Genomic DNA, 13,246 nt, shown 5'->3' with positions numbered 1-13,246 from the left:
ACTATTATTGTTTAAGTTATCATTTTTGCCTTGTTGGTGCCCCTATGACAGATACGCCTTTAGAATTAATCCGTAATTTTTCAATTATCGCCCATATTGATCATGGGAAATCAACCCTTGCTGATCGGTTGATTCAAGCTTGTGGTGGGTTAACCCAGCGAGAGATGCAAGCGCAAGTTTTAGATAGTATGGATATTGAACGTGAACGCGGTATTACCATTAAAGCGCAAACAGTAAGATTGCAATATAAGGCAAAAGATGGTCAAACCTATATATTAAATTTGATGGATACGCCGGGCCATGTTGATTTTGCATATGAGGTTAGTCGTTCCTTGGCTGCGTGTGAAGGATCCTTGTTGGTTGTTGACGCTTCTCAAGGGGTGGAAGCACAAACACTTGCCAATGTGTATCAAGCTATTGATGCGCGCCATGAAATTGTGCCTGTATTAAACAAAGTTGATTTACCAGCTGCTGATGTAGAGGCAACCAAAGCACAAATAGAAGAAATTATTGGTATTCCAGCAGATGATGCGATTGGAGTATCCGCCAAAACAGGGTTAAATATCGAAGCTGTCTTGGATGCTTTGGTAACACGTCTACCACCACCAACAGGAGATGTCGATGCGCCTTTACAAGCACTGTTGGTTGATAGTTGGTATGATACTTATTTAGGTGTTATTATTTTGGTGCGTGTTAAAGCAGGACGCATCAAAAAAGGTATGCGTATTCGAATGATGTTTAACAATAGCACCTATAGTGTTGAACAAGTTGGTGTGTTTACCCCGCATATGCGCGAAGTAGAATCTTTAGGCGCAGGAGAGATGGGTTTTATTAATGCAGCGATTAAAACAGTTGCTGATTGTCATGTTGGGGATACTATTACTGATGATAAAAAACCAGCAGCCAAAGTACTGGATGGATTTAAACCGTCTGTACCTGTAGTTTGGTGTGGTTTATATCCAATGGATGCGGATGATTTTGAAAAATTACGTGAAAGCTTAGGTAAACTGCAACTTAATGATGCGTCTTTTCACTATGAACCTGAAACTTCTGCAGCTTTAGGTTTTGGGTTTAGATGTGGTTTTCTTGGTTTATTACATTTAGAAATTATCCAAGAACGATTAAGTCGTGAATTCGATCTAAACTTGATCGCAACAGCACCATCTGTTGTTTATCATTTATTTAAAAATGATGGATCAATAGAGGATTTGCATAATCCTGCAGATATGCCTGATCCAACTTCTATTGATCATATTGAAGAGCCTTGGATCAAAGCCTCTATTATGGTGCCAGATGAATATTTGGGTGCTGTATTGGGATTATGTACAGAACGACGTGGAGAGCAGATCGATTTAACTTATGTTGGATCAAGAGCAATGGCAATTTATCGTTTACCATTGAATGAAGTTGTCTTCGACTTTTATGATCGTTTAAAATCTGCAACTCGTGGTTACGCTAGTTTTGAATATCAAATGGACGGGTATGAAGAAAGTGATCTTGTTCGGATCAGTATTTTGGTAAACCAAGAGCCGGTCGATGCTTTGGCATTTGTGGCCCATCGTTCTGTAGCAGAGAGTAGGGGGCGTGCTATTTGCTCCAAGTTAAAAGATTTGATTCCTCGCCAACTATTTAAAATTGCGGTTCAAGCAGCCATTGGTGGACGTGTTATTGCTCGTGAGACGATTGGGGCTTTGTCCAAGGACGTAACGGCCAAATGTTATGGTGGTGATATTTCCCGTAAACGTAAGTTGTTGGATAAACAAAAAGAAGGCAAAAAGCGGATGCGCCAATTTGGTAAAGTTGAAATTCCACAATCTGCTTTTCTTGCAGCATTGAAAATTGACCGATAATCCTATTTTCTATTCATAAGATGCGTTAGTTTGCTTTTATGAATAGAAAATTCAAGCCATTAGGTTTGATAAAATATTATTAAATTATATGTTAATCATTTCAACCCCAATAAAGGTTTTCGTGCGAGTGTGAATTATCTTGATGATGGTATTTATGAGGTAGTGTGGTGGCCTTTACTTAAAATGAAGTGAAGTGTTAATTAAACTCTTTAAATATGGGCGAGAATGGGAAATTATCATCCTATGATTTGCCATATTATTGTTCTGAAAAAACATCTTTGTTTTTTATATCAATGCATAGCTGATTTTGCAGAAGTTGATAAATATTTTTATAATATTTTATAAGTAAAACCCATAAAATCAATTAAAGATTTTAATCTTAAATTTATTCAGATCTAGGTTGATCATAGTGTCGATTTTTACTCTATGTTCTGCTCTTAATTTATGAGGTCATTATATAGTATCATTTTTGTGTATCTACATTTTCCTAGTGTCATATACTTCTGTGTAAGATTGATGTTGGTTAGCTTTGAAATATACCCTAATTATATTCACAAAAATTTTTGAAAGAGGATGAGTTTTACATGTGAGTATCTTGTTTCAGATAAAATAATGAGGAATTTCATTGTTTTATTAAGCTTTAACCACAGGCAGTTCATTCCACTTTGTTGTATATCGCTGGCTTAATAAGTCTCGTTTTAAGTTCCATGGTGCATTTGCGTTTGTGCCACCAAAGCTGATGGTGTTGCTTCCCATTTTTTTATTGATTGTATCTAGTGTTTGCATCAAACGATTACTATGTTTTTTTACCTCCTCATCTTCGATAGGGCTAAAAAAATTGAGTTGTCGTTTATCCTGATTAATAACGTCCAACATCATTACGCCTGCTTTTTGGTAAAAGTAATTTTCTTTAAATATTTGATAAACACCATTCTGGGCTGCCTTAATAATATCACGAGTATCATTTGTTGGATAGAGAAGGGGAATGACGATTGATGGATGGTATTGAGATTGTTGTTCACCAAAACGATTGGTTTTTAAAAAGACAAGAACTGCTTGTGCCAATGAATGTTGAGCGCGCAGTTTTTCTGCACCTTTACTGGCATGTAGCCGAATAGCTTCCTGCAGATCATTAAGATCATTTGTAGTTTTTCCAAAGCTACGAGAAGTCATGATATTCTTTTTGGGTGTATGTATTCCTTCTAGTTCAATACAAGGAGTGCCGCGCAATTCTAAAATAGTGCGTTCTAGGACAACAGAGAATTGTTTGCCTAGAAGATTGGCATTACAATTTTTAAGTTGCCATGCTGTTTGAATACCCATGTTAGTTAATTTGGCTGATATTTTCCGACCGACGCCCCAGATTTCAGAAACAGGAAGTTGCTTTAAGGCGGTTTCAAATACAGTATTATCAAGTTGTAAACGATAAACGCCGTGGTGCTCTGGGTTCTTTTTGGCAAGATGATTAGCGATTTTAGCTAACGTTCGGGTTGGTGCTATTCCAATTGAAACGGGAATGCCCGTGCATTTACGAATTATTATCCTCAGAGAGCGACAATATTCAATTGGATTTTGTTGATATTGCAGGCGCAAAAAGGCCTCGTCAATTGAATAAAGCTCTGTGTCGTAGATATAGTCTTGAACAATAGAGAAGACCCTTTGGCTCATATCACCATAAAGCTCATAATTAGAGCTGAGTAAGGTTATTTTCTTTTTGATATGAGGTGGAATTTTAAACGCGGGCATTGCCATTGGTACAAAAGGTTTAAGTTCATTGGATCTGGCAATAACACAACCATCATTATTTGAAAGGATACCTATAGGTTTCCCTTCTAGTTTGGGATTAAAAACGCGCTCACAAGAAGCGTAGAAGTTATTGCAGTCAATTAAGCCATACATAATCGAGAATCAATCAATAAAGAAATTTATTTAAAATATCTATTTTTAGTAATAAATTCAATGACTTTTTTTCAAAATAAACATTTCCTCTTTTATGATTTTTTAAACAATTTTTTATCATCAAAGGAACACAAAATGTTTAAAGTCACTGTGGAAATTTAGATATTTTATTTGAAAATGAAATTGTAACTCCAGCCTTGAATTGTTTAGGTTTTGGCGGTGCTAGAACCACTAATCAAGTTAGGGCTACAATTTTGGCATAGAAATATGCTGAAAGTTGCACGTATCTAAAACAACTTAGCAAAAACTCTGCTATGGATACTATGCAGATGGAACCAACGACATATAATCATATTTAAAATTTTTGCAGCACAGATAAACGAAAAAAATTCGTGAGGTTTGACATTTTTAATAGCTATATCTGATCAAGGCTTCTTCGTTTTAGCCATAATAGCCCTATTAAAACATTGATACCCCTTATTATACCCCTATTTTTATGGGATGCAATGGGTCTGTTTGATGTCATATGGGATCTTTATTAATGAAATAAATGGCTGTTTTATTTTGAATTTGGTATTATTTGAAACAATATATAAATCTTATATGGCGGAGAGAATGGGATTCGAACCCATGGTACGCTATTAACGCACACACGCTTTCCAAGCGTGCGCCTTAAGCCGCTCGGCCATCTCTCCTAAAGATTGCCTCAGTAAAAAGAACAATATCAATTTTTTCATAAGAGGCAAGTAAAAAAAATTATTTTCTGATTTTTTTAATTATTAGTTGAGAATAATGAGGATTTAAGTCGTCTGAAGCATTTTATTGTTTTTTTTAGGTCATACTAAAAGAAATATATATATCAAAGTGATCCATAAGTGCTTTTATTTGTTTGGTTTTACAAAGATTATTGCTATTAATTTCGTATGACTGTTTATTTACGTTATATGCTGTTTTTATGTATTTTAATTGGTACGGGATTACCATTATTGGTAAGGCCTGCTTTGGCATATTATGGTAATAACCAATATTTTGGATATTTGCAAAATACGCATTACCGACAAAGACAACAAATGATGGATACACCCATGGTTGTGCCAGATCATTTGGGGGCTGACACAGATAAAATTCCAACGCTATCCATAAAATCTTGCGTTGAATTGAATAATATTGAGGTCACAGGGGTTACAAAAATCTCTAAAGCGGCGATCAACACTATTACTCATCAATGGAAAGGTCGTTGTGTAAGTTTACAAGATATTAATATTATTTTGGGGGATATCAATAAGCTTTACGTTAAGCACAGGCTTGTGACATCTCGTGCATATTTGCCTAAGCAAGATATTTCTGGAGGTTATTTAAAAATTATAATGCTAGAAAATAAGGTCGGGTCTTTTGAATTTTCTGGCAGTGCTCAACCTTCAAATGAAATAACGGCTTTTCCTTGGGTGAGTGGGGGCGTTCTGAATCTAGATGATTTAGAACAAGGCTTGGATAATATGAATCGTTTATCAGGTTGGGAAGCGTCATTAAAATTCCTGCCTAAAACAAAAGATACAGATACTGTTGTTCATATCGATGTTCCCAAGACCAGTATGATTCATGGAAAAGTATTAACAGATAATAACAGTCAAAGTAGTTCTGGTAGAACAATGGGGCGAGCTTTTGTGAATGTCTCAGATCTTTTTGGTTTATTAGATCTATGGTCATTTGAATATGATCATTCTTTGAATAACAGACAAAGTCAAGGTCACAACTCTTTTTTAGATGCAGAAGGGTCTATTCCTTTGGGGCCTTGGTTGTTATTTGGAGGTTGGTGGCGCTCAGATGAATTTTATTATATGCCTTCACAGCCTGATACAAAAAAGCGTTTAGATACAGTACAAAAAGATTATCGTATTGGTGTTTCAAGAGTAATTGCACGTCATAAGGTGGATGTGACAACATTAACAGTTTCCTATGAGTTAAAAGATTTTCGAAATAATACGAATTATGAAAGGCTACCTTCGCAAAGTGCAAAATTGGCTTCTTTGAACATTGGTGTTGGTGAATTTTTGAAAATATGGGGACGAACTTGGTATATTAATATAGGGGCAAAGGTTGGACTGGGTGGTATGGGTACAAAAACTTGGGTGGTTAACCAAGGAAAATATGCGCCGCATACACAATATGTTAAACCATATTTAAATATCGATGGATTCAAACCAATTACAAAAACAATAACTTGGCATACTGTGATTCACGGTGAGTATAGCAGCCAAAATCAATATGGAAATGAATGGTTTTCTATTGGTGGTCCATATACCGTTCGAGGGTTTCTTAAAAAAACAGCAATAGGAAATGCAGGTATTTTTATGCGTAATGATTTATCTTGGCAATTACCAACAAAACATCTTGTATGTGCTGGATATGATGGTTTTTGTGAATTTTTTTTAAAAGATATAGAGTTATACGTTATTGCTGATGCAGGAATGACCAGAGCGGTTTATACATATGATAATATGCCCAAAATATTAAAAAGTGCCAATATAGCGGGGACAGGGATTGGTCTTCGTAAATCAGATGGTATTTTAATATGGGATAGCTCTGTATCCCATGCGATTTCAACATCAGGACTGTCACCAGAAGGATGGATTGCTTCTTTTCAAGTGGGTGTTAAATTATAAGAGGCTAAGTCAAAGTTTGTGCAAATTTCTGTAAAGTTTCATGATGTAACAAGGTTACTTCTGTAGATGCTGCTAGTTGTCGAGCAGAGATCGTATAGGCAGCATTTGAAACAACAGCGGCATAATGAGCATGATAAAAAATTTTGGCAGCATTAACTTCTTGTACAGCTTTGTTTCCAACGGGTTTGCTATATAATTTACACTGAATAATAAAGGTAATACCGTTTTTAACAGCAATCACATCGGCCCCTTGATCACCACTAGCAGTGGTCACATCAGCATCCCACCCTTTTAATCTTAGAAGTTCAGCACAATAGGCTTCATAATCAAAAGGATCCATTGTGGGGGAATATTCAATCTTAGTTTTTTTGTAATTCTTAAAGAAAGTTTTTTGTGTTCTAGGAGGATATTTGGCAACAGATAAAATCTTTTTGATCGTGTTTTTGTGAATTTGAGGATAATATTCCAATAGATGATTTTCGGTTAATATAGGTTTTATTTTAGTGCGAATAAAGCGGTTTACCTCTTGTATCCATTTGTCTTCAATAAGGCTGCCATATGCATCTTTATATAAAAGCTGGTCACGTTTAATATATAAAATACTAGCATTTTGTTCAATTTGATCAGTAGCAATTTTATATGCTTTGTTTAGGCGATAGCGATTTCTGCGTTTTTTATAAAAATAGGCTATACACTTAAATAAATGACGACCGAATAGTAATAAAAATACGATTAAACCCATTCCATATAAAAGTTTATTTTCTTGTAATGAAAGATTTAACCAAGATGTTAAGGTGGGGCTATTCACTTTATCAAAAAAAACTTGTAGTTCAGGCATTGGGTTTTTATCTAAATATTGTAATAATGAAGAAATAATAGAATTACAGCCTTTTAAAGAGAACGCGATATATTCGCGGTCTTGGGTAATATAAGCTTTGTTTTGTGTACTAAGATTTTGAATTAAAATCTGCACTTGGGAAGTTTCTAAACTCGTGCCAAATTTTGCTTGATTACGGATATCCTTAATTTGTTTTTTAAGGATAAATACTTGCTTACCAAGTGTAAAATTTAAAGATCGAATATCTTGAAGAGTATCATTATTTTCTTGATATGAAATTTGTAAGATTGACTGTTTTTTTGGAGAAATAAACAGATTAATTGTAAACAGCTTATCTTTACCACTAATGGTTATTTGTTGTGGCTTGGTATTGACAGAGGATCGCCAGATAGATGTATCCGCAATCATTTGTGATGTTGCAAAACGAGGTACTATAAAAAAACATAAACCGGATAAAGTCAAAAAAATAGAATAGAATTTAAATTTCATAAATAGTTATCAAATAAACTTAATAGCATTTACCTTTTGGGGCCAATATGAACGTAATCTAGGCTAAAAGTATTTTAAAAGTAAAGATGATTTTATGATTAGGAATATACAATAATTATATATTCACTTTGAACTATATTATAAAATACTGATTTTATTCGATATTTTATACCATAAAGTAGAGTTTTAAAAGAGAGAGAAAAGCGCCAAATTCAAAAAAATAGACGTTTATATTATAATACTATTTTATATAATTTGTATGTTTTATGGTATAGTTTATATCAGTTAAGGCTACAAATCGAATCGTAAAAATGAACAAGCCAAGTATTCAAAAGAGAAGTGGATCGTGGAGATGTTATGTCTTTATGTAAGGCATTTGTTTATCTACAACATTTGATACAAATAAAAAAGTGGTAAATATTTTAGAGTCGTCATTGATGATTGGCTATCAATATTCTGAGTATAAGAAACGGTAAGTAATCCAAAAGCGAACACATAAGCGAGTAATAATTTCTCCGTATTTTTCTTTATCGAAATGATATTGTTGCATGGAGTGTTTGGCAAGGTCTATTTCTTGTCTAGTTTGTCTTTTATATGTTTTAAATCATCATCTATTTTATCAATTTTTTCTAAAAGGATATAATAACTGTGTTTAGGACTTTGGTTTGATGGATTTATTGATGCATTTTTTATAAGTTGTTGTAAGGCATGTGGAAAAGATGAAAATACCATTTGTTTATTAAGTTTATTACTGTCTTTTTCTCAAGATAATTTTCAATTTTTGCTTTTAAGTCCAAAGGTATTCTTAATCTAAAGTATGCTAAATCGTCCATAATAGATCTTAATATTTTTTTTATAAATTACACATTTTCTTATTGACAAAAATAGCCCTATTTGGGCTATGTCAAGATAAAGAACTAAAATGAATAATAGTAAACGTACAAATCAAGAATATTTATCGAATTACCAAATTGGATAAAGAAAGAAGCAGAGCAAATATGCGTTGTTTAAGTGTTTAAATTTTATTTTTTATTAATTAAACAAAGAAGAAAAGTAACGGTTACGTCGCCAAACTACCCCGTTGCTTTTCTTAAAAAAACCTTAGAAAAAAAGATGTGACTGATTGGATAATCATCTTAATCATGCTTATAATCAATCCAGTGAATTGATTATTGCTGGTAATAAAATCAGACAAGTTAACGCAGATTATTATAGCATTTACAATTTTCATCGTGCATCTGGAAGGGATGATTCTAAACAGCCAAGTATATGGTTAAGATACGAGCAAAAAAAGATTTAGTTGATGAATTGAGGTCGGTGGGGATTCCGGCGCGCCCTATAAATGTAATAATAATTGGAACGGATGGTGACCGTGGTATTTGTGTAGTTGAAGAACTTGTTTATACCTATGTAATATGGATCAGCCCATCTTATAACTTACAGGTCATTCGTTCTCACGATGCTTTAAATCAAGGTAAATATTTAACCACCCATCATTTTTACGAAGTATATTAATGACTTATACTGAAAATTGTATCTTACTCGAAAATGAGAGTAAGTGATTAAAAACCAAAAGTAGACGGTTACGATCGGATTTCATTATCCGATGGGTTAATGTGTATTACGGATGTAGATATTAATTTACAGATTAATCCTAAAAATTTGTTTTATTATTTAAAAGAAAAAAAATGTATTTGTCGCAGTGTAGAAAATGAAAACTGGATTGCGTATCATGAATAAATCCAAAATTGTAGAGAAAAACATGTTTATCGAGCGTCCATGAGTGATTTTTCGTTAGAACCAGCTGTATTGGTCTTATCGAAAGCTGTGCAAATAATATCAAAAACTGATCTTCAAGGTGGGTATCGTTTTGGCATAATAATAGATTAATTTTTATAGCAAGTGTTTCTAAAGCAAACATATTTTCTAAAAATAATTGTTAGGAATAAGTATATGAGATGCGCAAGTCAAATCACAGCTTCTCAATCAACAGATAATACAGTAATAGTGCCTGTCGGTTGTCTTGATGAAATACAAATTGAGTTACAGTGCAAAGCACTTTTTGAATCTATATATTATAATTTTTTTTACAAAATCATTTGCAGCATAATGAAACAATCACTTCTGTTGTCTCAGAATCATCCGATAGGACTGGTGGTGGTGTTGATAATATTAATACTGCTAATCAGTTTTTAAAATATCGAATTTTAGGTGGTAACTTGAACACTTATGCAAGAATTCGATTTATTATACAATTAATACTAATTCTGTGCGTAAATTTGGTGTTTCATTATCAATTATGGCTGCGGGTATTGTTAAAGATGGTAATGTAGCGGCGCATTATGTCGTCGGGAATAAAAGCAACCAAGATCCACAAGGGGATATTTGCACGCAAGATATTCAAGGCGAAGCTGGAACACAGTTTCTGACTTCTAATCATGATCCTGTTGGGGTTGTTGCAGGTCCAAAGGGAAAGCCAGCTTCTATTAAAATTGGTTCTGTTCTTATTGGTGAACTTGAACAGGTGTTGTGATTGAAAATGTCGGGAATTTAAGTGATGTTGTTTCAAATTTTATAACCCTACGTGGGGATAGGGGAGAAACTGGTAAAGATGATATCAGTTACATTAATGAGGGAAATGTATATCTTAATGTAAACAGGAATACGTCAGACGAAGGTAATATAAAATCTGATGGTTTTTGTAATTTATCTTTATCTGGGGTCAAGTTGAAAGACACTAATAGCTTAACTTCTTTCGACCATTTGCCACAAGAAACGATCAATTTTGATTCAAATAAAAAACAATTTTTAGTAAAAGTGGGTAGAGAAATGATTCCGTTGAATGTAACTAATTTAAACTTAGAACAGCAGTATAAATTAAATAATGGGGTGCAGCCTCTAAATTTTGCACCTGATCATTTAAACATATCTACTGGTGGGAACTCGGATGGCAATGGGGTAAAGGTCGGATATTTATATGTCGACACAAAAGCAATATTACCAGTTCCGCCTACAATGCAAATCAGAGTAACATTTACTCTATGGATAAAAGATAAAGATGTTGATTACCACATAGCAGGGTGGCTTAACAAATGGAATGTTAGGGCGAACCCGGCAAAAAATACCGTCTCTGTTTATAATGGAAACGATAAACAATATGAAGTATTATGTAGCTCTTTGACATCCAAAGACGGTCTTAAATTAAATGATGGTAACAATCATATACTCCATATCAACGTGAATGGTGGATACGAAGGTTTTAACTCTTTCTCCATTGATGGAGAATATTTTAATAGAGGCTATTCAGTTTATAATGGAGCAATGACAGAATTACGGTTCAGAGGTGACGAAAATATAGTTGTTCCGACTGATGAATGTTCTGTAAAAGATATATTTTTGTCATCTACTCAAAGAACAAAAGTAGATAAACAGCCTGTTGATATATCTAACTATGATTATGAAGCTTACTATCCTTGTCTTAATAATAACTATACAAATGGTAAAATCGCAGATGGATTTTTACTTAAAGCGACTAGTAATTTCGATAGTTTTCAATGGTTAAACCCATATTATTTTACTGTTGAACCGTATAAAAATAAAAGCATATTTACCTCCGAGGGAATGACTGGTGGAGTTGCTTCATTTAATGTGAGTATGAGTGTTCCCACCTTTACATTTGAATGTCAGTTTAAATTTAGTTCTACCATTAATGATACTAGTATTAGACGAGTTATTTGTGGACGTTATCAAGGAAATTATTCCATAGGATTGACTGCGAAAAGCGATAACAAACTAACCATTAAATATCATAATGCGAACCCTGATGTTGAGGTTACACTTGTTGACACATTAACGCTTGATATATGGCACACTCTGGCTATCTCATCCAATAATAATCTGATGCAAGTTTTTATCGATGGAAAATTACTGCATACAAAATATTTTGTCACAAACTTCGAATATTTTTATATTCGTAGTCTTGATTATAACGCATATATTGTAGAGGAAAATTCATTAATTATTAAGAACATATCATTACTGATAGGGAAAGCTAAATATGCAGACAAAGATTATGATCCTTCTTTAACACCGATCAGCGCAACTAATTTTAATACGAACGGTTTTTTCTATCCGTTAAAAGATAGTAGAATTAAAAATGAAAATGAAACTTCTCCCTTGGTTAAAATCACGAATACTACAGGAAGCTTTTCGTTAAGGACGGTTAAAGCAGGGAAAACCTCGAAAGCGTATATTTCACAACCTACAGTCAGTTATACGCAAGATAATACACCTGTTATTATCAATACTAAGGGAGCCAGTGTGTTGGTTACAAGTTATAGTAATGATGTATTAAAGGAAACGATTTAACATGTTGGTTTATCCGAATAATACACAACTAAATTTTTCAAAGGGAACTTGGTTACTTCAAGGAACAGATTCTACATGTTATTCTTCTGGTGCTAATTTTAATTTTACAACGAATGCTTTAACTATCGGCACAGGTATTATTAAAATTCATTTTGAGTTACCCAATGTTGCTGCTGGATATGAACCAATAGTAGAATATCGAATTAATGATGCGTATTACGGTTACACAAAAGCGATTGCTCCTATCGAGGTGAAACTGCCAGTAGGATTTAAGAATGCTACCACTGACCCATTTATGAAAAATTGTAGTTCTCATTATATTGAGATATGGGTTAAGTCTACGTCTTTTGATAAACAAAGATGGACTATTGGTGATGTTAAAAACAATAATGTGTTAACGGTTAAATCTATAGAACTACCAGATGGAAGCAGTTTATGGGATACTAAACCTTATAATTTAACAGCGCTAGCGATTGGGTCATCCTCAAGCGAGGGGTGGGGGGTATTAAGTGAAACTGATGGTGATAGGATTAATACTGATGCTACTTTATCGTGGGGGGTGTTAATAGGAAAATCATTAGGGTTAAATATATCAACTGTAGGCTATGGGGGGACAGGTTTCTACAAAACTGGTAACGGAAACGCTCCTAATATCTTCACATATTTCGAATATATGGATAATGATATTAAAAGAGATTGGTCTGGAATTGATATAGCACTTATTAATATTGGCACGAATGATGGTAATTTGTTATTTGATGATTTTATAAATGCAAATATTTTTTTTATTAAAAGATTAAGGGAAGTAAAACCTACTTTAAACATTATATTTACAAGTCCTTTCCAAACAGGAACAAGGTTAGCTGAATTTTCAAGATTACGATCACAATATCAAGATGATGATTTAGTGCATTTTGTAGATGCAGATTTTTCAAATATTTTGCAAGGACATCATCCACAAATTGGTCAATACAAAAGTTTAATTATACCTACTATCTTGCCTTCTGTTGCCAAAGTTATTTACGGAAACAATAAAGAAATCATCATTAAAAAAACTATTAAAGATAGTGATCCAACCAGCCACACTTTTTATACTTTGAAATAAATGATATTTGAACCACCTCAAATTTTGAGGTGGT

9 protein-coding genes, 1 tRNA gene and 1 pseudogene are annotated in these 13,246 nt (G+C 33.6%); 8 read left to right on the top strand and 3 right to left on the bottom strand.

The features are described from left to right. Positions 1–44 precede the first annotated feature (44 nt). Complete coding sequence (gene lepA / locus QMN76_RS02835) at positions 45–1,850, top strand: translation elongation factor 4 (protein ID WP_034336602.1); 1,806 nt, start codon at positions 45–47, stop codon at positions 1,848–1,850. 633 nt (positions 1,851–2,483) lie between these two features. Here lepA and QMN76_RS02830 read toward each other — a convergent pair. Further along, positions 2,484–3,749 (bottom strand): Y-family DNA polymerase, encoded by a 1,266-nt coding sequence (locus QMN76_RS02830; protein WP_282023836.1) that lies wholly within the window; start codon positions 3,747–3,749, stop codon positions 2,484–2,486. A 604-nt stretch (positions 3,750–4,353) separates the two neighbouring features. Beyond that, positions 4,354–4,444, bottom strand: a tRNA-Ser gene (locus tag QMN76_RS02825). A 228-nt stretch (positions 4,445–4,672) separates the two neighbouring features. On the opposite strand from QMN76_RS02825, the gene QMN76_RS02820 reads away from it, so the two are divergent. Further along, positions 4,673–6,412, top strand: coding sequence for a ShlB/FhaC/HecB family hemolysin secretion/activation protein (locus QMN76_RS02820; protein ID WP_282023837.1), 1,740 nt, complete (start codon positions 4,673–4,675; stop codon positions 6,410–6,412). A 4-nt stretch (positions 6,413–6,416) separates the two neighbouring features. Here QMN76_RS02820 and QMN76_RS02815 read toward each other — a convergent pair whose 3' ends face one another. Next, positions 6,417–7,658, bottom strand: a complete 1,242-nt coding sequence (locus tag QMN76_RS02815) for a restriction endonuclease (RefSeq protein WP_282023838.1) — start codon at positions 7,656–7,658, stop codon at positions 6,417–6,419. A gap of 1,204 nt (positions 7,659–8,862) precedes the next feature. Between QMN76_RS02815 and QMN76_RS02810 the strand changes: the two genes are divergently transcribed. The 6 genes and pseudogenes from QMN76_RS02810 (at position 8,863) to QMN76_RS02790 (ending at position 13,212) form a co-directional block, all read left to right on the top strand. Next, positions 8,863–9,039, top strand: a complete 177-nt coding sequence (locus tag QMN76_RS02810; RefSeq protein WP_282023839.1) for a hypothetical protein — start codon at positions 8,863–8,865, stop codon at positions 9,037–9,039. 17 nt (positions 9,040–9,056) lie between these two features. Continuing rightward, positions 9,057–9,254 (top strand): hypothetical protein, encoded by a 198-nt coding sequence (locus QMN76_RS02805; RefSeq protein ID WP_034336606.1) that lies wholly within the window; start codon positions 9,057–9,059, stop codon positions 9,252–9,254. Positions 9,255–9,317: 63 nt separating this feature from the next. Then, a pseudogene (locus QMN76_RS10990) lies at positions 9,318–9,479 on the top strand (phage antirepressor KilAC domain-containing protein); the annotation flags it as partial. Between the two features lie 559 nt (positions 9,480–10,038). Next, a complete protein-coding gene (locus QMN76_RS02800) occupies positions 10,039–10,272 on the top strand; it encodes a hypothetical protein (RefSeq protein ID WP_282065698.1) in 234 nt (77 codons plus the stop codon). Beyond that, positions 10,269–12,107, top strand: a complete 1,839-nt coding sequence (locus tag QMN76_RS02795; RefSeq protein ID WP_282023841.1) for a LamG domain-containing protein — start codon at positions 10,269–10,271, stop codon at positions 12,105–12,107. Before QMN76_RS02800 ends, QMN76_RS02795 begins: the two co-directional genes overlap by 4 nt. A gap of 1 nt (position 12,108) precedes the next feature. Further along, complete coding sequence (locus QMN76_RS02790; protein WP_282023842.1) at positions 12,109–13,212, top strand: SGNH/GDSL hydrolase family protein; 1,104 nt, start codon at positions 12,109–12,111, stop codon at positions 13,210–13,212. The last annotated feature ends 34 nt before the right edge of the window (positions 13,213–13,246 follow it).

The sequence above is a fragment of the Commensalibacter papalotli (ex Botero et al. 2024) genome (genome assembly GCF_947179115.1).
Classification (GTDB): Bacteria; Pseudomonadota; Alphaproteobacteria; order Acetobacterales; family Acetobacteraceae; genus Commensalibacter; species Commensalibacter papalotli.
This window is presented reverse-complemented; position numbering and strand designations above follow the sequence as displayed.